Raw genomic sequence first — 22,012 nt, 5'->3', positions numbered from 1 at the left:
CGGAGGTTTGGCGATGATGCCGGAGATCGAGGACAAGGTGGAAGACGCCGTGGTACGCCTGCCCGGGATGCGCGTCGCCTACGACGGCGCCGCGTTCGACGAGTCGGCGCTGGCGGCCACGTGGACCGACCAGTTGCAGGGCTGGCTGAACCAGGCCGTCGCCGCCGGGATCGCCGAACCCAACGCGATGGTGCTGGCGACCGCGGACGCCGAAGGCCGGCCGTCGTCGCGCACCGTGCTCTGCAAGGGCCTCGACGAGCGGGGTGTCGTGTTCTACACGAACTACACCTCGTCGAAGAGCCACGACCTGACGGCGACGCGCTACGCGTCGGTGACGTTCCCCTGGTACGCGCTGCACCGCCAGGTCCACGTCCGCGGCGAGGTGGAGAAGGTCGGCGTCAAGGAGACGGCGGAGTACTGGGCGCAGCGGCCGCGCGGCTCGCAGCTCGGCGCCTGGGCGTCGCCGCAGTCCCGCGTCGTCGACGGGCGCCGCGCCCTGGACACTGCGCTGAACGGCATCGAGCGGCGCTTCGCCGACGTCGAGCAGATCCCGGCCCCGCCACACTGGGGCGGCTGGCGGATCCGACCCGACCTCGTCGAGTTCTGGCAGGGCCGCGAGGACCGCATGCACGACCGCCTCCGCTACATGCGCCACGAAGACGGCTGGAACATCGAGCGCGTCGCGCCGTAGTTCTTCCTTCCGAAGGGGCCCTCGCCACGGTGGGGGCCCCTTCGGCGTTCCGGCGACGAGCACGGCTTCGGCGTCACCGCGGCAGGTTGTCCACACGCCGGCCGTGATGTGGACAACCGGGCCCCGGAGACGGCTTTTCGGGCCTTCCGTCGGACCTCCCCGATACGCTGGAAGCGGGGCCGGTCCCCCGGAGAGGGCGGGTGCTGGCCGGCCGCGGCGACGAAAATCACGCGACCCGGGATAGTTAGCCGAGCTAAGCTCGTTGGTTGTGAGTGATCAACCGGGGACCTTGCCGCCCCGCTCGGGCATCCGCGGGCTCCTCGGTCGCATCGTCGTCGACACCCGGCCGTTGAAGATCCCGGCCTTCCGGCGGCTCTGGCTGTCCACTGTGGTCACCGCGGTCGGCACCCAGCTGACCGCCGTGGCCGTGCCCAAGCAGGTCTTCGACATCACCGGCTCGTCGGCGTACGTCGGCCTCAGCGGCCTCGTCGCGCTCGTCCCGCTGCTGGTCTTCGGGCTCTGGGGTGGCGCCATCGCCGATGCCGTCGACCGGCGGAAACTCCTGTTCGTCACGAACGTCGGGGTCGCGATCACCTCCGCGCTGCTCTGGCTGCAGGCGTTCATGAACTTCGGCTCGGTGTGGCTGGTGCTCGGCCTGCTGGCCGTCAACCAGGCGTTCTTCGCGATCAACATGCCGACCCGCGGCGCCGTCGTCGCCCGGCTCGTGCCGGCCGAGCTGCTGCCGTCGGCGAACGCGCTGAGCACCACGATGTCGACCTTCGGTGCCGTGTTCGGCCCGCTGCTGGCCGGGGCGCTGATCCCGGTCCTCGGCCTCTCGACGCTCTACCTGATCGACGTCGTCGCCCTGACGATCACGCTCTTCGCGGTCTGGCGGCTGCCGTCGATCCCGCCGCTGAACGGGCCGTCGCGGCGGGCGGGCGTCCGGGACGTCGTCGACGGCTTCCGGTACCTCGCCGGCCAGAAGATCCTGCTGGCCTCGTTCGTCGCCGACATCATCGCGATGGTCTTCGGGATGCCGCGGGCGCTGATCCCGGAGATGGCCGAGCGCACGTTCGGCGACCCGCCCGGCGGCGGCCCGGCGCTCGGCTGGCTCTACGCCGCGCTGCCCGCGGGCGCGATGCTGATCGGGCTGTTCTCCGGCTGGCTGACGCGCATCCACCGCCAGGGCGTCGCGGTCGTCATCTCGATCTGCGCGTGGGGTGCGGCGGTCGCGGCGTTCGGGCTCGCGCACTCGCTGTGGCTCGCGGTCGTCTTCATGGCGGCGGCCGGCGCCGCGGACATGGTCAGCGCCGTCTACCGGATGGCGATCCTGCAGACCGCGACGACGGACGAGATGCGCGGCCGGCTCCAGGGCGTGTTCACCGTGGTCGTCGCCGGCGGGCCGCGGATCGCCGACCTGACCCACGGCTGGGGCGCCGCCGCGTTCGGCACCGCGGCCACGGCGACCGTCGGCGGGCTGCTGGTCATCGTGCTGGTCCTGGCCTCGATGCTGGTGCTCCCGGCGTTCTGGCGGTACCGGGCGCCGACCGCTTAGGCCGTTCGGACTAGGGTGCGGGCATGCGTAAGCTCGCCGTCGTTTTGGTCGCTTCTGCCGCTTTGACCGCCTGTTCGTCCGGATCCCAGCCGGCGCCGGCGCCCAGCTCGCCGTCATCGGAGTCGAAGCCAAAGCCGACGCCGACGCCCAGCCCGAACGCCACGGCCGCGTCGCTCGACCCGTGCAAGATCCTGCCCGCCGACGCCGTCTCGAAGACCCTGTTCCTGGACAACCTCACCGCGGTCGCCGGCCCGTCGCAGGACAACGCGGCCAACGGCGGCAAGTCGCGCAGCTGCGAGTACAAGCTCGGCGACAAGGCCGCCGGCGCGCTCGCCGTGACGCGGTTCGAAGGCCGGGAGGGCAAGCCCGCCGACATGGTCGCGTCGATCAAGAAGGGCAAGGCGGGCGCGCGGGACGTCGCCGGGTTCGCCGACGGCGCGGTCTACTACGTCGACGAGCAGAAGACGGCGACCCTCGCTTCGGCGAAGGTGGTGTCCGGGACGCCCGTGCTGATCAACTACACCGGCCCGGCGAAGATGACGCCCGAGCAGATGGCCCCGCTGGTCAAGACGGCCCTCGCGGCCAGCTGATCAGGCCCAGCCGACGAGCTGCAGGTCGGCGGCCGGAAGCTGCTTCAACGCGGGCCGCGTGATCGCGCCGGGTGTGACGGGTGAGTCGAACCACTCGCCCCGCGTCGACTGGTACAGCACGGTGGCCCGGTCCGGCGCGGCGGCCGTTTGGTGATCCGCGGCTCGGACCGCTCGACGAGCTTGGTGAGCTGCGCGGCACCGCCGTCGAGCTTCAGCCGCGCGAGCACGCCGTGAGCGTCGGTGCCGGTGGCGGCGGACAGCAGCGCGGTCGTGGCGTCGAGGGCCGCGACCAGGTCGTAGCGCGTGCCCGCGTCGTCGTAGGTCGCGTAGGCGATCGCGCCCGCGGAGTCGGTCAGGTAGGCCAAGGCGCCGGCGCGGTGGACGTCCTTCCCGGTGAGCACCCCACCCTGCGGGTCGGGCCACCAGGCGTGCTGGTCGTCCGCGGGCACGAGGTCGGCTTCCTTGGTGTGCTGGCCGGGCCGGGTGTAGTCGGTGGAGTAGACGGCCTGGCCGTCGTCGAAGTAGAGCTTGGTCCCGGCCGGGCCGAACCGCGGGTTCCGGAAGCCCGGCACGGCGCCGGTGCGTTCGTAGCGCCGCTCGCGCTTGTTCAGCTTGAAGACGTCGACCTCGCCGCCGGTCTCGAGGGTGGCGTAGCGCCCATCGGGGGAGACGAGGTCGAGCTTGGTGGCCGGCCCGCCGAACCGGGACGGCGAGGTGTCGTGCCCGGTCAGCGGCAAGGTCGTCTTCACGACGCCGGTGGCGGGATCGGCGAAGACGACGTCGTCGTGCCCGGCCCCGCGCTGGAGCAGCACGACCCCGGAAAGGTCGAGCGGCGCCGGGTCCGGCGCCGCCGCCGGAGAGGGCGGGGTGGTGGTCCCGCAGGCCGTCACGAGGACGGCGAGCAGCAGGCACCACCCGGTCTTCACCACCATCGGAACTCCCGTCGTCCGCGGCTCAGATGCGACGGGAGATCGTCCGGTTCCCTCGGTTATCGGCGCAGCGCGGCCAGTTCCACCGGGCTGTGGGCCGAGAACACCGCCACCTCGTCCTGGTGGTCCTTCACCAGCTCCTGCAGCCGGGCCAGGTTCTCCAGGCGGGCCCCGCGCTTCGTCTGGACGAGGTTCTGGAACGCCGTCATGCCCGGCGGGCAGTGCGGGGCGACCGGGTCGAGCTGGCCGTGGAAGAAGTACGCGTCGCCCGCGTGCAGGAGCCAGCCGTCGCCGGTGTCGATCGCGACGCCGGTGTGGCCGCGCGTGTGGCCGGTCAGCGGGACCAGCAGGATCTCCTCCGGCAGGCCCTTCAGCGACCGGACCGCGTCGAAGCCGAACCACGGCTCGCCGGTCTCGTCGTAAGTGCTCCACAGTGGACGGTGGGCGAACTGGGCCGCGCGGTAGCGGTTCTTCTCGGCCGCGTTCGACGGGGCCGTCGCCACCCGGTGCTCCTCCGTGCGGACGTGCACCACCGCGTTCGGGAAGTCCGCCAGCCCGCCCGCGTGGTCGATGTCCAGGTGGGTCGGCACGATGTGGCGGACGTCGGCCGGGTCGAGGCCGAGCGCCTCGATCTGCGCGACCGCCGTCTCGGCCTTCAGGAGCCGGGCGCCGACCATCGCCACGAACGGGCGGCCCAGCCACTTGCCGGGCTGGGCGACACCCTGGGTGCCGAACCCGGTGTCGACCAGCACCAGGCCGTCGCCGGTCTCGATCAGCAGGCAGTGGGCGACGAGCTCCGCCCGGCGCAGCAGCCCGGGCTCGCCGTCGAGCAGCTTTCCGCCCGCCGGGCGCATCGTGCCGCAGTTGAGGTGGTGCACCTTCATACGCTGCTCCTGGTGCTCAGCCGGAGGAACTGGGTCTCGTCGTGCGCGGCGAACACGCTCACGTCGTCGCCGTGCTCCTGAACAAGCTGGCGCAGGCGGGCGTGATTGTCCAGCCGGGCGCCCTTCACCGTCTCCATGCGACCCTCGAACCACTTCAGGCCGGGCGGGCAGTGCGGCGTGGCCGGGTCGACCTGGCCGTGGAAGAAGAACGAGTCGCCCGCGTTGAGCAGCCACCCGCTCCCGGTGTCGACGGCGACCCCGGCGTGCCCGCGGGTGTGCCCGCCGAGCGGGATCAGCAGGATCTCCTCCGGCAGGCCGTCCAGCTGCCGCACGGCGTCGAAGCCGAACCACGGTTCCCCGGTGTCCGCATAGGACGTCCACTGTGGACCATGACTGAACTGGATCTTCCGGTACCGCCCGCGTTCCGCGGCGTCACGCGGCGACTCCAGGGCCCGCAGCTCCTCGGCGTAGACGTGCACGCGGGCCCACGGGAAGTCGATCAGCCCGCCCGCGTGGTCGAGGTCGAGGTGGGTCAGCACGATGTCCCGGACGTCCGCGGGGTCGAAGCCGAGTGCCCGGATCTGCGCGATCGCCGGCAACGCGGGATCCGCGACCGGGTTCGACTGCCGGACGAACCCGGCGCCGAGCCAGGCCTCGCGGTCGACGGCGGCCGGCGTGCCCATGCCGGTCTCGACCAGCACCAGCCCGGTGGCCGTCTCCAGGAGCAGGCAGTGGCAGACCATGGTGGCGCGGCGGAACAGGCCCGGCCGGCCGTCGACCAGCCGGCCGCCGAGCGGGCGCATGGTCCCGCAGTTCAGGTGGTGGACCCGCATCAGGAGAACTCCCGTTCGAGGGTGGTGTGCAGGTGGGCGGCGACGGCCCGCAGCGGGGCGACGTCACGGCGGGTGCGGGCCAGCAGCAGCCCGCCTTCGACGGCGGCGAGCACGATGGTGCCCAGCTCGTCGGCGCGGTCCGGGCCGAGTCCTTGCGCGGCAAGGTATTCGGTGAGGATGTCGTGCCAGGCCGAGTAGCCGTCCGCGCAGGCTTCGCGGATCGGCTCGCTCTCGGCAGCGGCGTCCAGCGCGACCGTCGCCAGTGGACAGCCACGCTGGAAGTCGGACTCCGTCAGGAAGTTCGCGAGCACGTCGACGACCCGGTCGACCGTGGTCGCGACGTCCGGGGCGTCGGTGACGACCGCGCGGAGCAGCTGGCCGGTGCGTTCGCTCGACAGCCGGACGGCCTCGGCGGCCAGTTGTTCCTTGCCGCCGGGGAAGTGGAAGTAGAGCGACCCCTTCGGCGCACCCCCGGCCGTCGTCAGCTGGGTGAGGCCGGTGGCGTGGTAACCCTGCGAGTGGAACAGGTCGGCGGCGGTGTCGAGCATCCGCTGCCGCGTGTCGGTGCGGCGAACCATGGAAGGGACCGTAGCTCAAACTATGACGACCGGTCTAGTGAGTAACGCTGAAAGGCTGTCTGCGGCCATCCGGGTGAGGCTGCTGGTCTGACCGAGCGACAGGGCGCATCATCACTAAGCGTGAGCGAATCCGACTTCGTGGCACTGCCGGGTGGTGTTCGCCGAGAGCTGCCCAGGGCCGCCGTCACCTCGCGGCGGCGCATCACCGTGACGCTCGTGCTGCGCCGGCGTTCGTCAATCCCTGACCAGCTCATCGAGGGTCCGGACACTCTCGGACGAGAGCTGTTCGCCGAGCGGCACGGCGCCGATCCGGTCGACGTCGAGATCGTCCGCGCGTCACTGAGGGGCCTCGGGCTGGAGGTCGTCGACAGCGATCTGGGTACACGGAAAGTAGTCGTTTCGGCTCAGAGCGGGACCCTCGTGCGGGCCTTCGGGACCAAGCTGCACGTCGTCCACGACGGCGAGCGCGTCCGAACGGGTGAGCTGTGGATCCCCGCGGAGCTCGACGGGATCGTCGTCGCGGTGCTCGGTCTCGACGACGGGCCCGGCGAGTTCCTGACCGCGCTGGCCGCCGCGGTGCACGCCGAGCCGACCCCGCCGGTGCTCGACCTCGGCGGCACCCTCGCCGACGAGGACTGGGCCGGGCAGGAACGCGCGGTGCTGGCCGACGTGCTGGCGGACGCGGCGGCGCTGGGCATCAAGGTCGTGCCGCCGCGTCGGTAAGGTCGTCCGCATGGGCAACCCGACCGGTCAGCAGTTCGAGATCACCCGCGGCAACGCGCGCGCCGTCGTCACCGAGATCGGTGCGGGCCTGCGTGCGTTCGAAGTCGGCGGAGTGCCGTACGTCGAGGAGTTCCCCGAGGACGCGAAGCCCCCGAAGGGCGCCGGGCAGGTGCTGCTGCCCTGGCCGAACCGGACCAAGGCGGGCAAGTGGACGTTCCAGGGTGAGGAGCAGCAGCTCGAGATCACCGAGGAGGCGCGCGGCAACGCCATCCACGGCCTGACCCGCCACCTCGAGTGGGAGCTGCTGGAGCACGCCGAGTCGTCGATCACCCTGGCCGTCGACGTCGCGGTGCAGCCGGGCTGGCCGGTGCCGCTGCGCGCGACGATCACCTACGACCTCGCGCCGCGCGAGCTGACCATCACCCACGAGATCCGCAACGAGGGTGACCAGCCGATCGGCGTCGGCGTCGGCACGCACCCGTACTTCCGGATCGGCGACGTCCCGACCGACGAGCTGACCCTCACCCTGCCCGCGAGCCGCGTCCGGCCGTACCTCGGCGACGAGCAGATGCCGTATTCGCCGGAGCAGGACGTCGAGGGCACCGAGTACGACTTCCGCGGCGGGCGGGTTCTCGAAGGCGTCGACCTCGACACGGCGTTCGGCGGGCTCTCGACGGCCGAAGACGGGCTGCACCACTTCGTCCTCGCGCACGGCGAGCAGCAGCTGCTGGTCTGGACCGGCCCGGACTTCCACTGGGCGCAGGTCTTCACCCCGGACGACCTGGTCGGCCGCGGCCGCGCCGTCGCGATCGAGCCGATGACCTGCCCGGCCGACGCCCTCAACACCGGCACCGACCTGGTCGAGCTGGAGCCGGCGGCGTCGTGGTCGGGCAGCTGGGGCATCCGGGTCAGGTGAAGCCGCTTCGCCTGGGCGTCGCCGACGCGGGCGAAGTGCTGACGCTGCAACGCGCGGCGTACGTCACCGAAGCCCGCGCCCACGACGACCTCGACCTGCCCCCGCTGCTGGAGACCCTCGCCGAGACGCGCGCGGCGCTGCTGGGCCTTTCGTGGGGCGTCCGGGACGCGGGCCGGCTGATCGCGTCGGTGCGGTTGACGGTGACGGACCACGTCGCGGTGATCGGCCGCCTGGTCGTGGCCCCGGACCGGCAGGGCGCCGGCCTGGGCGGCTCCTTGCTGCGCGCGGCCGAGGACCTGGCCCCGCCGCCGGTGACGCTGTTCCGGCTGTACACGGGCTCGGCCAGCGCCGGGCCGCTGAGGCTGTACGCGAAGCACGGTTACCGCGAGACGCACCGGACGCCCGAGAACAACCACGAGCTGGTGCACTTGGAGAAGCCCCGCGTCGCGGCGTCCAGCCGAGTTCGTTAGCGTGGCGAACTATGGCGAAGGCAATTGTCGGGGGCTACGTCGTCCCCATCGACGGTGATCCCATCGACGGCGGCACGGTCCTGATCGACGACGGCAGGATCGTCGCCGTCGGCACCGAGGCCGACGTCGACATCCCGGAGGACGCCGAGCTGGTCGACGCGGCCGGCACCTGGGTGCTGCCCGGCTTCATCGACGCCCACGCCCACCTCGGCGTCCACGAGGACGGCGAAGGCTGGTCCGGCAACGACACCAACGAGATGACCGACCCGAACGGCGCCCGCTTCCGCGCCGTCGACGGCATCGACCCGTACGAGCCCGGTTTCGACGACGCGCTCGCCGGCGGGGTCACGAGCGTCGTCATCAAGCCCGGGTCGGGCAACCCGATCGGCGGCCAGACGATCGGCGTCAAGACCTGGGGCCGCAGCATCCTCGACATGATCTTCGCGGAGCACGTCAGCGTGAAGAGCGCGCTCGGCGAGAACCCGAAGCGCGTGTACGGCGAGAAGAAGCAGACGCCGTCGACGCGGCTGGGGGTCGCCGCGATCCTGCGCGAGGCGTTCACGAAGACCCGCAACTACCAGGCGAAGCGCGACCACGCGGCGGCCGAGGGCAAGCCGCACGACGTCGACCTGACGCTGGAGACGCTGTCGAAGGTCCTCGACGGCGAGCTGTACTGGGACCAGCACGTGCACCGCGCGGACGACATCGTCACGGCCATCCGGCTCGCCGACGAGTTCGGCTACAAGCTGGTGATCAACCACGGCACCGAAGGCCACCTGATCGCGGACCTGCTGGCCTCGCGCAACGTCCCGGTCATCCTCGGGCCGCTGTTCACCACGAAGTCCAAGGTCGAGCTGCGCAACCGGACTCTGCGGTCGGCGGGCATCCTGGCCCGCGCGGGCGTCAAGATCGCGATCACCACCGACCACCCGGTGATCCCGATCAACTTCCTGGTCTACCAGGCGGCGCTGGCGGTCAAGGACGGTCTGGACCCGCACACGGCCCTGCGTTCGCTGACCGTCAACCCGGCTGAGATGCTGGGTCTGGACAGTCAGATCGGCTCACTGAAGCCGGGCCTGGACGCGGACGTCGTCCTCTGGTCCGGCGACCCGCTGGACGTGATGAACCGCGCCCTGCGGGTCTTCGTCCGCGGCGCCGAGGTGTACCACTTCGACGAGCAGCTGGGCGAAGGCGTATCGGCGGACCGCCGCTACCGCGAGTCCCGCTGACCGTCCCCCGAACGGACGGACGACACGCCGGTTACCGGGCGGTTCCGGCGTGTCGTCCGTCTATTTTCGTTCACGAGAGCAGCGCGTCGAGGTCGATCTTGACGGGGAACGGGACGTCGGTGGCGAAGGTCCCGGTGACTGCGGACGCGTCCTGGTAGCCGAATTCCCCGGCCTGGTGACAGGCGACCAGGGAGACCGGCTCGGTGATGTCGACGATCCAGTAGTGCGGGATCCCGGCGTCGGCGTACTCGTCGTGCTTCACCTGGTAGTCCGTGCGCCTCGAACCGGGCGACACGATTTCGGCCACGAGCGCCAGGTCTTCGGCTCGGAGCATGCCCTTCGTCTGTCGAACGCGGATGAGCGCGGTTCTTTCGACAACCAGCAGGTCGGGCCGTCGAGAATGGCCCGGTCTGCCCTTGGGCGCCAGACCGAGATCCACGTCGGTGTCGAGGAGAACCTTGAGGTGGCCCGGTACCTGTGGGATGACCTGTTGCGCCAGTTCGAGCAACGCGTCGTTGTGGTCGGGAATGGGACTGGGGGACATCACGACGCGGCCTTCCACGAGTTCGGTGAAACCTGAGTCGGTTTCACCGAGTGCCGCGTACTCCTCGATCGTCAGCAGGTGATCGGGGATCTCCCACCGGCGACCGGGCTCCGGCTGGGAAAGTGCAATCACAGCATCTCCTCACGTCGCCGGAATTCTCTCACGGCTCAAGTGCAACCATGAGTAACCGTATCTGTACGCTTCGTGAGACACCTTTCCCTCAACCGGGCGCAAAGTTCATGAGCAGCGCGTTGATGTCGACGATCCGGCAGTGCGGGATCCCCGGCATCCGCGTACTCGTCGTGCTTCACGCGGTAGTCGGTGCGCCGGGAGTCCGGTGACACGATCTCGATGACCATTGCCACCTCGTCGGCGCGGATCGAGACGACGAGCGAATCCTGGTTCGCCGCGAGGTGCCAAGCGCAGGTCCACGTCGCAGCCGTAGACGAAATCGAGTTCGGGTGGCACTTGGCCTTTGAGCTGGCAGGCCAGCTGGAGAGCGGCCAGGTGGTGCACCATGCCGGATTCACGACAGCAGGGCGTCGAGGTCGAGCTTGACCGGGAACGGGACGTCGGTCGCGAAGGTGCCGGTGACCGCCGCCGCGTCGTCGTAGCCTCGGCATGCCGTCAGTGAGACCTGCTCACCGAGGTCGACGATCCAGTAGTGCGGGATCCCCGCGTCCGCGTACTCGTCGTGCTTCACGCGGTAGTCAGTCCGCCGGGAGCCGCGGGTCACCAGCTCGATGGTCACCGTCACCTCCTCGGCGCGGATCGGGCCCACGCCGGAAGCCGCTGTGCGGGAGAAGATCAGCAGGTCCGGCCGGCGGGCGAAACCGGGTTCGCCCGGTGCGGCCAGGCCCAGGTCCACGTCCGCGCCCAGGGCGAACGTCAGGCCTAGCGGCAGCTGCCGCTCGAGCTGTGCGGCCAAGCGGCACGCCGCCATGTTGTGCGCACGGCCCGAGCCGGGTGAGGTCACCACGCGGCCTTCCACCAGTTCGGTGAAACCGCGGTCGGTCGCACCCAGCGCCATGTACTCCTCGACCGTCAACAGCATGGCGTAACCGTAGCTGTACCGAGCGTGAGACACCCGTAACCAGGTCAGGCGGACTTCAGCTCCCGGGCGATGACCATGCGCTGGATCTGGTTGGTCCCTTCGAAGATCTGCGGCACCTTCGCCTCCCGCATGTACCGCTCCACCGGGAAGTCGCGGGTGTAACCCGCGCCGCCGAGGACCTGGACGGCGTCCGTCGTCACCTTCATCGCGCCGTCCGTGGCCACCAGCTTGGCGATCGACGCCTGCCTTTGGAACGGCATCCCGCGGTCGCGCCGCCGGGCCGCGTCCAGGTAGGTCGCGCGGGACGACTCGACCGTGGCCGCCATGTCGGCCAGCAGGAACTCGACGCCCTGGAAGTCGATGATCGGGCGGCCGAACTGGGAGCGGCCCTTCGCGTAGGAAACCGCCTCGTCCAGCGCCGCCTGCGCCAGGCCCACCGCGCACGCCGCGATGCCGAGACGGCCGGAACTCAGCGACGACAACGCGATGCGCAGCCCCTGCCCCTCCGAGCCGATGAGCCGGGATGCGGGCACCAGGGCGTTGTCGAAGTTCAGCTGGGCCGTCGGCGACCCCGTGAGGCCCATCTTGCGCTCGCGCGGCGCCGCCGAGAGGCCGGGTGTCGAGCCGTCGACCAGCAGGCAGGAGATCTCCTGCTCGCTCGTGCGGACCATCGTCGTGTAGAAGTCCGCGACGCCGGCGTGCGTGATCCACGCCTTCGTGCCGTTGACGACGTAGTCCGCACCGTCCCGGCGCGCGCGTGTCGACAAAGCGGCCGCATCCGAGCCCGCCTGCGTCTCCGACAGGGCGTACGCGCCGAGCAAACCCCCTTCGAGCATGTCCGGCAGCCACTCGTCGCGCTGCTCGTCGGTGCCCCAGTTGGCCAGGCCGTAGCAGGACATCGTGTGCACCGAGAGGCCGACGCCGACCGTCATCCACGCGGCCGAGATCTCCTCGAGCACCTGCAGGTACACCTCGTACGGCACGTCGCCGCCGCCCCAGCGCTCCGCGTACGGCAGCCCCAGCAGCCCGGACTTGCCGAGCAGCCGGAACTGCTCACGCGGGAACCGCTCGGCCTCCTCGGCCTCGGCCGCCCGCGGGGCGAGCTCGTCGCGGGCGATCTCGGTCGCCAGCGCGACCAGGTCCTCGGCCTCCGAGGTGGGCAGCAGGCGTTCGGCGGGCATCGTCGTCCTCCAAAAAACCGTACTGAAAACAGTACTGTGGGTCTGCTCAGAGTACAGTACGACAAGCCTGGGGCGGCCGCGAGACATAGGAGATAGTGGTCCGATGGAAGCCAGTCGCAGGCCCACCGCGAGGCAACGCGCCCTGCTCGCCGACCTCGAGGCGCTCTTCCTCGCCGAGGGCTTCGCCGCGTTCACCCTGGACGACATCGCCGGCCGCCTGCGCTGCTCGAAGTCGACGCTCTACGCCCTCGCGCCCAGCAAGGAGCAGCTCGCCGTCAAGGTCGTGGCCCAGTTCTTCCGGGGTGCCGCGGAGCGGATCGAGGAGCGGATCGCCGGGATCGACGACGCGCCCAAGCTCATCGGCGAGTACCTGGCCGGCGTCGCCGAGCACCTCAACCGGGCGTCGGCGACGTTCATGCGCGACATCGCCGAGTTCGCCCCGGCGCGCGAGACCTACCAGGTCAACAGCCGGTTCGCGGCGCAGCGAATCCGTGCGTTCATCGACAAGGGCGTCGCCGACGGCGTCTTCCGCGACGTCCACGCCCGGCTCGTCGCCGAGATGACCGGGCTGATCGTCGAGGGCATCCAGACCGGCGTGCTCGCGCAGCGCACCGAGGTGTCCGACGCCGAGGCGTTCACCGCGCTGGGCGAGCTGCTGCTCGGCGGGCTGAACAAATAGCGGACAGGAATTGTCACGGCGTTCTCCCTTAAACTCGCCCGGTGATCGTCGTAGGCGGAGAAGCGCTCGTTGACCTCGTCCCGGGTGACCCCCTGGACTCCACTGTGGACGGTGGGCTGCGCGCGCTGCTGCCGCGCCTGGGCGGCGGGCCGTACAACGTCGCACTGGCCGCGGGCCGGCTCGGCGTCCCGACGGCCTTCCTGTCGCGGGTGTCCACGGACCGCTTCGGCGAAGCGATGGTCGACCGCCTCCACGCTTCGGACGTCGACACGTCGCTGCTGCAGCGCGGGGACGAGCCGACGACGCTGGCGGTCGTCGCGCTCGACGCCAAGGGCGCCGCGCGCTACACGTTCTACGTCGAGGGCACGGCCGACCGGCTCGTCGCCGACCCCGGCCCGCTGCCGGACGGGACGACCGCGCTCTCGCTCGGCACCCTCGGGATGGTCCTCGAACCCGGCGCGTCGGCGTACGAGGCGATGCTGCGGCGCGAGGCCGCGCGCGGCGTGCTGACCGTCCTCGACCCCAACATCCGCGAGGCGCTGATCACCGATCCGGCCGCCTACCGCGCCCGGTTCGCGTCGTGGCTCCCGGACGTCCGGCTGCTGAAGATCTCCGACGACGACGCCGCGTGGCTCACCGAAGGCGCCGACCCGGTCGCCGCCGCGAAGTCGTGGGTCGAGTCCGGTGTGGACGCCGTGGTGCTCACCCGGGGCGCCGACGGCGTCGCGGTGATCACCGACGCAGGTGAGCTGGCCCACGTGCCGTCGCGGCGGGTCGAGGTCGTCGACACCATCGGCGCCGGCGACACCGTGCAGGGCGCGCTGCTGGCCTGGCTGACCACCCACGAGGTCTCGGACCTGGCGTCCCTCGACGCGGACGCGTGGCGCGAAGCCCTGGCTTTCGCGGCGAAAGCGGCTTCGATCACCGTGTCGCGCAGTGGCGCGGAGCCGCCCACGTCGGCCGATATGGCATCCACCGTGTGAACCTGGTCCCAAAGCGGGTACCAGGGGCAACGTCACCGCTGCGCGGTGCCGGGGTTCTCGACTAGCGTAGAGAGGCATTCTTCATACCCCAGCGGGGCGGTGTGCAGCGAGGCGCCAGTGTTTCCTCGCGTGAACACGTGGCTACCTGTGGAACCTACAGGCGCCGCCGTCCCGTGCCCAACGTGAGAGGGACTTGCATGTCCGACGCGACGACTGCGGGGCAGTCCGGCGGCGAAACCGCGAAGCTGAGCCTTCCGAGTGGCGAACACGAATTCAAGATCGTCCACCCGGTCGAGGGCGCGCCCGGGATCGAACTGGGGAAGCTGCTGGCGCAGACGGGGTACATCACCTACGACCCCGGTTTCGTCAACACCGGCGCCGCGTCGTCGGCCATCGCCTACATCGACGGCGACGCGGGCATCCTCCGCTACCGCGGGTACCCCATCGAGCAGCTGGCCGAGAAGTCGACCTTCGTCGAGGTCTCCTACCTGCTGATCTACGGCGAGCTGCCGACCGAGGCCCAGCTGGCCGACTTCACCCAGAAGATCCAGCGCCACACGCTGCTGCACGAGGACCTCAAGGCCTTCTTCAGCGGCTTCCCGCGTGACGCGCACCCGATGCCCGTGCTGTCCAGCGCGGTCTCGGCGCTGTCGACGTTCTACCAGGACTCGCTCGACCCGTTCGACGAGCCGAACGTGGAGCTGTCCACCATAAGGCTTCTCGCCAAGCTGCCGACCCTGGCCGCCTACGCGTACAAGAAGTCCGTGGGCCAGCCGCTGCTGTACCCGGACAACTCGCTCGGCCTGGTCGAGAACTTCCTGCGCATGACGTTCGGCTTCCCGGCCGAGCCGTACGAGGTCGACCCGGCCGTCGCGAAGGCGCTCGACCTGCTGTTCATCCTGCACGCCGACCACGAGCAGAACTGCTCGACCTCGACCGTGCGCCTGGTCGGCTCGTCCGAGGCGAACCTGTTCGCGTCGATTTCGGCCGGCATCAACGCGCTGTTCGGCCCGCTGCACGGCGGTGCGAACGCCGCGGTGCTCGACATGCTCGAGGGCATCAAGAACGACGGCGGCGACGTCGCCAAGTTCGTCGAGCGGGTGAAGAACAAGGAAAAGGGCGTGAAGCTGATGGGCTTCGGGCACCGGGTCTACAAGAACTACGACCCGCGCGCGAAGATCATCAAGAACACCGCCGACGAGATCCTCGGCAAGCTGAAGGGCGGCGACCAGCTGCTCGACATCGCCAAGAAGCTCGAAGAGACCGCGCTTTCGGACGATTACTTCATCGAGCGCAAGCTGTACCCGAACGTGGACTTCTACACCGGCCTGATCTACCGGGCGCTGGGCTTCCCGACGAAGTTCTTCACGGTGCTGTTCGCGCTCGGCCGCCTGCCGGGCTGGATCGCGCACTGGCGCGAGATGATCAACGACCCGGCCACCAAGATCGGCCGCCCGCGGCAGATCTACACCGGCCACGCTTCGCGGGACTACACCCCGATGTCGGAGCGCTGATCGCTCACCCTGGCAAACGCCCCGTCGTGCACTGGCACGGCGGGGCGTTTATCGTTGGGCCGCGTGACCAAAGAAGCACCCGTCGTCCTGTGGTTCCGCCGCGACCTGCGCCTCGGCGACCACGCCGCGCTGCTCGAAGCGTCGAAGCACAGCAAGCACGTCCTCGCGCTGTACGTCCTCGACGAGGCGCTGCTCAAGCCGTCCGGTGACGCGCGCACGGCGTTCCTCTACGGCTGCCTGGAGAAGCTCGACGAGCAGCTCGGCGGCCGGTTGATGCTCGTGCGCGGCGAGCCGGCGGCCGAGGTCGTGAAGGCCGCGAAGAAGATCGGCGCGTCCGCGGTGCACGTCAGCGCCGACACCGGCCCGTACGGCCGGCGGCGCGACGCCGAGGTCGCGAAGGCGTTGGCGGACAACAACATCGACTGGGTCGAGACGGGCTCGCCGTACGCGATCATGCCCGGGCGCGTCACCAAGCCGGACGGCGACCCGTACCGCGTCTTCACGCCGTTCTTCCGGGCGTGGACCGCGCACGGCTGGCGTGGCCCCGCCGACACCGGTCCGTCCCTTGTGGACTGGGTGGAACCGCCTCGCACGCTCAAGATCCCCAAGGCGCCGAAGGTTTCCGCGACGCTGCCCGAACCGGGGGAGCAGGCCGCGCTCGACACCTGGCACACGTTCCTCGACGAGGCCCTCGAGACGTACGACACCGATCGCGACCGGCCGGATCGTGAAGGCACCACGCGGATTTCGCCGTACCTGCGCTGGGGGTGCGTCCACCCGCGGACGCTGCTCGCGGACCTCGCCGGAAACGACGGTGTCGGCGCGAAGTCGATGCGGGGCGAGCTGTGCTGGCGCGAGTTCCACGCCGACGTCCTGTGGCACCGCCCGGAAACCGCGCGGAAGAACTACGACCGCCGGTTCGACAAGATGAAGCACGACAGCGACACCGAGGCGTTCGAGCGGTGGTGCGCCGGGAAGACCGGCTACCCGATCGTCGACGCCGGGATGCGGCAGCTGCTCGCCGAGGGCTGGATGCACAACCGCGTCCGGATGGTCGTCGCGAGCTTCCTGGTGAAGGACCTGCACCTGCCGTGGTGGCTGGGCGCGCGGCACTTCATGAACCACCTCGTCGACGGCGACCTCGCGTCGAACCAGCTGAACTGGCAGTGGGTCGCGGGCAGCGGCACCGACGCGGCGCCGTACTTCCGGATCTTCAACCCCACGACGCAGGGGGAGAAGTTCGACCCCAACGGCGACTACGTCCGCAAGTACGTCCCCGAACTGCGTTCTGTGCCGGGAAAGGCGGTCCACAAGCTGAAGGAGCGCCCCAAGGAGTACCCGGAGCCGATGGTCGACCACGCCCACGAGCGCCAGGTGTCCTTGGAGCGGTACGGCCAGATCACGTCGTGATCAGCCGCGCAGGGCCTCCGACAGCTTGATGCGGCTGCCGATGCGCAGCACGCTGTTGCCGTAGATCTTGCCGCCCAGCCAGGTGAGCAGCGCGACCAAAGCGGCGGTCAGGCCGAGCGACAGCCCGATCTCCCAGCCGGTCGCGGCGCCGGTCGCGATGCGGGCCGGCATCAGGATCGGCGACAGCAGCGGGATCAGCGAGACGACCTTGGTCGCCGTGCCGTCCGGGTCCTGCAGCAGCAGGTTGAACCCGGACACGAACCCGATGATCAGCACGACGTTGATCGGCCCGACCACGGACTGCGTGTCCTCCTGCCGCGACACGAGCGAGCCGAGCGCGCCGTAGATCATGGCGTACAACAGGAATCCGAGCAGGTACCAGAGAAGGCCCCACAGCAACGCGCCGGTCGCGAAGCCGGTCAGGGAGAGCACCCCGGTCGCCGTCGCCGCGATCAGCCCGGCCGCGGTGAGGATGACGAGCTGCGTCAGGCCGACCAGGCCGAGCCCGATCACCTTGCCCAGCAACAGCTGCCACGGCCGCACGCTGGCGAGCAGGATCTCCACGACCCGGCTCGACTTCTCCTCGACGACGCCCTGGGCGACCATCATCCCGTAGGTGATGATGCTGATGTAGAGCAGGAAAGCGACGATCACGCCGAGGATGAGCCGTTCGGTGTGGTCGGCCGGCTCCGGCGACAGCGCGTCGTCCTGCACGTGGGTGCCGTTGACCTGGGCCATCACGTCGTCGGGTTCGAGCTGTGCGGCCGAGAGGATGCCGTCGAGCACCTGCTGCTGCGCGACCTGGTCGAGCACCGTGCGCAGGCTGCTGTCCAAAGAGGACTTGTAGGTCGCGGTCAGCTTCGCCGCGCTGCCCGAGACGAGCGCGTCGAGATCGCCGTCCTCGACCTTCTTCCGGCCCTCGGCCGGGTCGGTGACCGTGACGGTCGAGATCTGCTGGCCCGACTGCGCCGCCTTGGTCTGCAGCTGCTGGGCGATCCCGGTCGCCTGCCCGGTCAGCCCGACCGTGCGCTTGTCGGCCGAGCCCGCCAAAGCCGTCTGGAAACCGACGTAACCCAGCAGCAGCACCAGCATCACGACGGTGCCGATCACGAACGAGCGCGTCCGCAGCCGGGTGTTCAGCTCGCGCTTCATCACGAGCCAGACGGCCCGCCGCCCGCTCAGCGTCCTCATCGCGGCTCCCCCTTCTCGGTCACGGCGTCGCGGAACAGCTCCGTCAGCGTCCGGCGACGGTGGCTGAACTCGGTCACCGGCCCGGTCGACAGCGCCGCGGCGAGCACGGCCTGGTCGTCGGCGCTCGGTTCGAGACCGAGCACGGTGGTCGTTTCGTGCTCCTCCAGCACGCGCACGCCGGGCAGGCCCGCGGTCCAGCCGGGACGCGCGCCCGGCGCCGTCACCACGAGCTTGCTGCCGCCTTCGGCGGTCAGTTCGCCGACGGTGCCGACGGCGACCATCCGGCCGTTGCGGATGATCCCGACCCGGTCGCAGAGCCGTTCGACGAGGTCGAGCTGGTGGCTGGAGAACACGACCGGCACGCCGGCCGCGGCCTTCTCGCGCAGTACCGCGCTCATCACGTCGACGGCCAGCGGGTCGAGGCCGGAGAACGGCTCGTCGAGCACCAGTACGGCCGGGTCGTGCACCAGCGCCGCGGCCAGCTGGACGCGCTGCTGGTTGCCGAGGCTGAGTTTCTGCACCTCGTCCCGGCGGCGCTCGGCCAGGCCGAGCCGGGTGATCCAGGTTTCGGCGTTGCGGTGCGCCTCGTTCGCGGTGAGGCCGTGCAGCTCGGCGAGGTAGACGAGCTGCTCCAGCACCTTCATCTTCGGGTACAGCCCGCGTTCCTCCGGCATGTAGCCGATGTGCGTGCGGGTCTCGTGCGTGATCTTTTCGCCGTTGAACCGGACCTCCCCGCCGTCGGCGGCCAGCACCCCCAGCGCGATCCGCATCGTGGTGGTCTTGCCCGCGCCGTTGCTGCCGACGAAGCCGAACAGCTCGCCGCCGCGGACGTCGAACGTGACGCCGTCCAGTGCGACTTTCGCGCCGTAGCGCTTGGAGATCCCGTCGATCTCCAGGTTCCCCTCACCCATGTGTGTCCCCCTCGTCGAAATCCTCGGGATCGTCGTCCGGCAGCGCCCAGCCCAGCACGATCGGCGGGACGGTGGTGCCGGTGACCAGCAGCGCGGACATCATCATCACGCCGCGGAACGCGCCCTCGGCCTGCCCGGCGACGACCAGGGTGTAGAACATCGCGACCAGCATCAGCGCGACGAGCACCAGGTAACCGACGTAGGTGACGCGGTGACGCCACTCGCGTTCGCGCTCGTCCAGCAGCCGCGAGAAGCTCCCGCTCATCCGGCCGGTCAGGATCTTCAGCAGGGTGAAGGCGGCCCCGCCGACCAGCAGGGAGCCCATCCACAGGCCGAAGTACAGCCACGGCGAAACCATGGTGAAGACGGCCGCGCTGCCGACGAGCACGAGATCGGCGGCGGCCAGGACGACCGCCAGCGCGCGCCGGTGCCGCCGGTCGCGCCAGCCGGGCAACCGCTGGGCGTGCCGCAGTTCGCGTTCGTCCATCCTGTCGAGCTGACGTTCCCAGTAGGCCGCGAGCCGGCCCTGCTGCTCGGTCATCGTCATGCTCCCCCCTCGCGGTAGACCTGGGTGGACAACGGCATGAACGGTTCGCGGCTGAACACCGCTTCGACCGGCAGGTCGAACACCGAACAGATCCGGAACGCCAGGTCCAGGCTCGGATAGTGGTCGCCGCGCTCGAGCGCCCCGATGGTCTGCGGGTTCACTTCGACGGCGTTGGCGAGCGCGGCCCTGCTCATCCCACGCTCGGCTCGCAACACGGCCAGCCGATTGTGGATCGGCAGCTCTTTGCCGCGTCTGACCGGACTCATGGAACGTACTGTTGCAAAAACCCAACGACTCGTCAACCTAAGAGAACATCAAGCCTTGGTTGTCCACAGGCCTTCGGTGATGTGGACAGCTTGGTCCCGAGCGCGGCTTTTCGCGGGTTTTGTCCGGGGGTGCCGGTACGCTGGAAGCGGGGCCGGTCCCCCGGAGAGGGCGGGGGGCGCTTTTTTGGGGCGGGCGGGCCGGTGGACTGATTAGGTCAGGCCGGCCAAAGCCTTGTCGACCAGCTCGGCTACTCGCGGGGTCGCTGCGGCCGCGTCGGAAGGGATCAGGGCCAGCCGGGTTCGGCGCTCCAGAACGTCCTCGACGTCCAGTGCGCCCTCGTTGCGGACCGCCCAGACGATCTCCGCCGCCGTGATTTCCGTGCCCGGCGACACCGGGGCCGCGAACTCGGTGTCCAGCTCGCCCAGTGCCGCCACCCGGGGGGCCTCCGTGCCGTACTTGGCCACCAAGCGGGCCGGTGCGTCCACAAGGGACAGATCCTCGCGGCGCGCCGCGCCCAGCAGCGGGAGCCGGGACGTGCGGCAGGGTGTCGACGGCAGCCCGGCCAGGCGCACCGCCGCGTCGACCGCGTCTTCGGCCATGCGGCGGTACGTCGTGAGCTTGCCGCCGACCACCGTCAGGAGTCCGTCGGAGCCTGCCAGGACCGCGTGCTTGCGGGACAGGTCCGCTGAGCGGCCGCCAGTGCCCTCGATCAGTGGACGCAACCCGGCGTACGAACCGGCGATGTCCGAGCGGGTCAGCGGGCGCGACAGAACCGACGAGGCCAGCGACAGCAGGAAGTCCACATCGGACTCGGGAACCGTTGGTACGTCGGGCAAGGAGCCTGAGACCGGCTCGTCGGTCAGTCCCAAGTAGACACGGCCGTCCGGCTGGGGGAGCAGGAAGACGAACCGGTTGGTCTCGCCGGGCACGCCGATGTTGACCGATGTCGTGCCCATCGGCACCGTGCCCGGGGCGAGGACCAGGTGCGAGCCGCGGGACGGCCGCAGCTTCACCGAGCCGGTCAGCGTTCCGGCCCAGACGCCGGTCGCGTTGACGACCTGCCGGGCGAACAGGTCCAGTTCGTCGCCCGAAACGCCGTCGCGGACGCGGACCCGGTCGGCCTTCACGGAAACCGCCGACAGGCGGGTCAGGATCCGGGCGCCGAACGCCGCCGCCGTGCGCGCCAGGCTGATGACCAGGCGGGCGTCGTCCACCAGGGCGCCGTCGTAGGCCAGCAGCGCGCCGCGCAGCCCGTGCGGTGACAACCCCGGTGCCAGCGCCAGTGCCTCCGCCGCCGGGATCGTGCGCGGCCGCGGCAGTACCGACGACGGCGTGCGCGCCGCCCGGCGGAGGCCATCGCCCGCTCGCAAGCCCGCCGCGACCAGCGCCTGCTGCGCCCGGGACGTGCTGGGGTACAACGGGAACAGCTGCGGCATCGCCCGCGTGAGGTGCGGTGCCGTGCGCGTCATCAGGACGCCGCGCTCGACCGCGCTTTCGTGCGCCAGGCCCAGCTCGCCGTGCGCCAGGTACCGCAGCCCGCCGTGGACGAGCTTCGACGACCAGCGTGACGTCCCGAAGGCGAGGTCACGTGCCTCGACGAGCGCCACCGACAACCCACGGGACGCCGCGTCGAGCGCGATCCCGGTGCCGGTGACGCCGCCGCCGACCACGATGACGTCGACGCGTTCGCCCGACGCGAGTTCCGCGAGCTCGCGTTCGCGGCGCCGCGCGTTGAGCGAACCCGACGTCATGGCTTCAAGGCCGCGTCGAGCACGTGGGTGAACTCCGCCATCAGCACCGCTTCGTCGACGTCCACCGTCGCCGGCCGCAGCGAGAACGCGAAGGACTGGACCAGCAGCAGCACCGCCCGGGACTGGGCCGCCACCGGCGCGCGCCGGATCGAACCGTCGTGGTGGCCGGCCGCCAGCAGCTGGTGAAGCGCTTGCTCGGCGAACTTCTGGGTCGCGCCGAGCCGCTCCACGATGTACGGCAGCACCAGCTCGGGGTCGACGTCGAGCAGCGTGCGGAACAGCGGATCGGTCGACAGCGCGCGGATCCCGGCCGAGGCGATGAGCACCAGCCGCTCACGGCTGTTCGCCGCGTCCGCACCGCGTTCGCTCGCGATGCGCAGCAGACCGCTGAACTCCCGCGTCATCAACGCGGCGAGCACGCTGCGCACGTCCGGGAACCGGCGGTAGACCGTCATCCGGCTGACGCGCGCGGTGCGGGCGATCTCGGCGAGTGTGGTGCGGCGCACACCGACGGCCAGTACGCAGGTGCGAGCGGCGTCGAGCAGCACGTCATCGGCCACGCGCGTCGCCGTCTGGCGGTTG

The 22,012-nt window shown here is 70.5% G+C and carries 24 protein-coding genes; 11 read left to right on the top strand and 13 right to left on the bottom strand.

From position 1 onward, the window contains the following. Positions 1-13: 13 nt before the first annotated feature. The 3 genes from pdxH to VA596_RS05170 all read left to right on the top strand — a co-directional run bounded on the left by pdxH (position 14) and on the right by VA596_RS05170 (position 2,836). On the top strand, positions 14-691 hold the full coding sequence (pdxH, locus tag VA596_RS05180; RefSeq protein ID WP_323324138.1) for a pyridoxamine 5'-phosphate oxidase: 678 nt from the start codon (positions 14-16) through the stop codon (positions 689-691). Positions 692-980: 289 nt separating this feature from the next. Then, positions 981-2,246, top strand: coding sequence for an MFS transporter (locus tag VA596_RS05175; protein WP_410171867.1), 1,266 nt, complete (start codon positions 981-983; stop codon positions 2,244-2,246). 23 nt (positions 2,247-2,269) lie between these two features. Beyond that, positions 2,270-2,836 carry a DUF3558 family protein gene (locus VA596_RS05170; RefSeq protein WP_323324134.1) on the top strand — a complete coding sequence of 189 codons (567 nt, stop codon included), beginning with the start codon at positions 2,270-2,272 and terminating at the stop codon, positions 2,834-2,836. 44 nt (positions 2,837-2,880) lie between these two features. Here the strand turns inward: VA596_RS05170 and VA596_RS05165 are convergent, their stop codons facing one another. The 4 genes from VA596_RS05165 to VA596_RS05150 are packed head-to-tail and all read right to left on the bottom strand — an operon-like array spanning position 2,881 to position 6,060. After that, positions 2,881-3,768: a hypothetical protein gene (locus VA596_RS05165; protein ID WP_323324132.1), complete on the bottom strand. Its 888-nt coding sequence runs from the start codon at positions 3,766-3,768 to the stop codon at positions 2,881-2,883. 56 nt (positions 3,769-3,824) lie between these two features. Beyond that, positions 3,825-4,649: an MBL fold metallo-hydrolase gene (locus VA596_RS05160; RefSeq protein ID WP_323324130.1), complete on the bottom strand. Its 825-nt coding sequence runs from the start codon at positions 4,647-4,649 to the stop codon at positions 3,825-3,827. Then, positions 4,646-5,482 carry an MBL fold metallo-hydrolase gene (locus VA596_RS05155; RefSeq protein ID WP_323324128.1) on the bottom strand — a complete coding sequence of 279 codons (837 nt, stop codon included), beginning with the start codon at positions 5,480-5,482 and terminating at the stop codon, positions 4,646-4,648. Before VA596_RS05155 ends, VA596_RS05160 begins: the two co-directional genes overlap by 4 nt. Further along, positions 5,482-6,060: a TetR/AcrR family transcriptional regulator gene (locus VA596_RS05150; RefSeq protein ID WP_323324126.1), complete on the bottom strand. Its 579-nt coding sequence runs from the start codon at positions 6,058-6,060 to the stop codon at positions 5,482-5,484. The genes VA596_RS05155 and VA596_RS05150 overlap by 1 nt, the downstream gene beginning before the upstream one ends. A 120-nt stretch (positions 6,061-6,180) precedes the next feature. Here VA596_RS05150 and VA596_RS05145 point away from each other — a divergent pair, with 120 nt between their 5' ends. From VA596_RS05145 to VA596_RS05130, 4 genes are read left to right on the top strand one after another with little or no spacing between them, the layout of a single operon-like run. Continuing rightward, the gene (locus VA596_RS05145; RefSeq protein WP_323324124.1) at positions 6,181-6,783 is read left to right on the top strand and encodes a protease pro-enzyme activation domain-containing protein; all 603 of its coding nucleotides are present in this window, start codon (positions 6,181-6,183) and stop codon (positions 6,781-6,783) included. A gap of 10 nt (positions 6,784-6,793) precedes the next feature. Then, complete coding sequence (locus tag VA596_RS05140) at positions 6,794-7,699, top strand: aldose 1-epimerase family protein (protein ID WP_323324122.1); 906 nt, start codon at positions 6,794-6,796, stop codon at positions 7,697-7,699. Continuing rightward, positions 7,666-8,169: a GNAT family N-acetyltransferase gene (locus VA596_RS05135; protein ID WP_323324120.1), complete on the top strand. Its 504-nt coding sequence runs from the start codon at positions 7,666-7,668 to the stop codon at positions 8,167-8,169. Before VA596_RS05140 ends, VA596_RS05135 begins: the two co-directional genes overlap by 34 nt. Positions 8,170-8,180: 11 nt before the next feature. Beyond that, entirely contained in the window at positions 8,181-9,398 is a 1,218-nt protein-coding gene (locus tag VA596_RS05130) for an amidohydrolase (protein ID WP_323324118.1), read from the top strand. 70 nt (positions 9,399-9,468) lie between these two features. Here VA596_RS05130 and VA596_RS05125 read toward each other — a convergent pair whose 3' ends face one another. The 3 genes from VA596_RS05125 to VA596_RS05115 all read right to left on the bottom strand — a co-directional run bounded on the left by VA596_RS05125 (position 9,469) and on the right by VA596_RS05115 (position 12,177). Beyond that, positions 9,469-10,074: a Uma2 family endonuclease gene (locus VA596_RS05125; RefSeq protein WP_323324116.1), complete on the bottom strand. Its 606-nt coding sequence runs from the start codon at positions 10,072-10,074 to the stop codon at positions 9,469-9,471. 394 nt (positions 10,075-10,468) lie between these two features. Further along, positions 10,469-10,996 (bottom strand): Uma2 family endonuclease, encoded by a 528-nt coding sequence (locus VA596_RS05120; protein ID WP_323324114.1) that lies wholly within the window; start codon positions 10,994-10,996, stop codon positions 10,469-10,471. A gap of 44 nt (positions 10,997-11,040) precedes the next feature. Beyond that, a complete protein-coding gene (locus VA596_RS05115; protein WP_323324112.1) occupies positions 11,041-12,177 on the bottom strand; it encodes an acyl-CoA dehydrogenase family protein in 1,137 nt (378 codons plus the stop codon). Between the two features lie 103 nt (positions 12,178-12,280). Here VA596_RS05115 and VA596_RS05110 point away from each other — a divergent pair, with 103 nt between their 5' ends. The 4 genes from VA596_RS05110 (at position 12,281) to VA596_RS05095 (ending at position 16,763) form a co-directional block, all read left to right on the top strand. Beyond that, a complete protein-coding gene (locus VA596_RS05110) occupies positions 12,281-12,856 on the top strand; it encodes a TetR/AcrR family transcriptional regulator (protein WP_323324110.1) in 576 nt (191 codons plus the stop codon). Positions 12,857-12,897: 41 nt separating this feature from the next. Further along, positions 12,898-13,839, top strand: a complete 942-nt coding sequence (locus VA596_RS05105; RefSeq protein ID WP_323324108.1) for a carbohydrate kinase family protein — start codon at positions 12,898-12,900, stop codon at positions 13,837-13,839. A gap of 197 nt (positions 13,840-14,036) precedes the next feature. After that, on the top strand, positions 14,037-15,353 hold the full coding sequence (locus VA596_RS05100) for a citrate synthase (RefSeq protein WP_323324106.1): 1,317 nt from the start codon (positions 14,037-14,039) through the stop codon (positions 15,351-15,353). Between the two features lie 63 nt (positions 15,354-15,416). Further along, positions 15,417-16,763, top strand: coding sequence for a cryptochrome/photolyase family protein (locus VA596_RS05095; protein ID WP_323324105.1), 1,347 nt, complete (start codon positions 15,417-15,419; stop codon positions 16,761-16,763). On the opposite strand, the gene VA596_RS05090 is transcribed toward VA596_RS05095, so the two are convergent. The 6 genes from VA596_RS05090 to VA596_RS05065 all read right to left on the bottom strand — a co-directional run bounded on the left by VA596_RS05090 (position 16,764) and on the right by VA596_RS05065 (position 21,990). Further along, a complete protein-coding gene (locus VA596_RS05090) occupies positions 16,764-17,954 on the bottom strand; it encodes an ABC transporter permease (protein ID WP_323324103.1) in 1,191 nt (396 codons plus the stop codon). Next, positions 17,951-18,865 (bottom strand): ABC transporter ATP-binding protein, encoded by a 915-nt coding sequence (locus tag VA596_RS05085; RefSeq protein WP_323324101.1) that lies wholly within the window; start codon positions 18,863-18,865, stop codon positions 17,951-17,953. Before VA596_RS05085 ends, VA596_RS05090 begins: the two co-directional genes overlap by 4 nt. Beyond that, positions 18,858-19,412 carry a hypothetical protein gene (locus tag VA596_RS05080; protein WP_323324099.1) on the bottom strand — a complete coding sequence of 185 codons (555 nt, stop codon included), beginning with the start codon at positions 19,410-19,412 and terminating at the stop codon, positions 18,858-18,860. The genes VA596_RS05085 and VA596_RS05080 overlap by 8 nt, the downstream gene beginning before the upstream one ends. After that, complete coding sequence (locus VA596_RS05075) at positions 19,409-19,678, bottom strand: helix-turn-helix transcriptional regulator (RefSeq protein ID WP_323324097.1); 270 nt, start codon at positions 19,676-19,678, stop codon at positions 19,409-19,411. Before VA596_RS05075 ends, VA596_RS05080 begins: the two co-directional genes overlap by 4 nt. 210 nt (positions 19,679-19,888) lie before the next feature. After that, positions 19,889-21,430: a glycerol-3-phosphate dehydrogenase/oxidase gene (locus VA596_RS05070; RefSeq protein WP_323324095.1), complete on the bottom strand. Its 1,542-nt coding sequence runs from the start codon at positions 21,428-21,430 to the stop codon at positions 19,889-19,891. Then, the gene (locus tag VA596_RS05065) at positions 21,427-21,990 is read right to left on the bottom strand and encodes a TetR/AcrR family transcriptional regulator (RefSeq protein WP_323325655.1); all 564 of its coding nucleotides are present in this window, start codon (positions 21,988-21,990) and stop codon (positions 21,427-21,429) included. Before VA596_RS05065 ends, VA596_RS05070 begins: the two co-directional genes overlap by 4 nt. Between the last annotated feature and the right edge of the window lie 22 nt (positions 21,991-22,012).

The sequence above is a fragment of the Amycolatopsis heterodermiae genome, from assembly GCF_034929455.1.
Lineage (GTDB): Bacteria > Actinomycetota > Actinomycetes > Mycobacteriales > Pseudonocardiaceae > Amycolatopsis > Amycolatopsis heterodermiae.
Note: the sequence above shows the minus strand (reverse complement) of the source record. Positions and strands in the feature narration are given on the sequence as shown.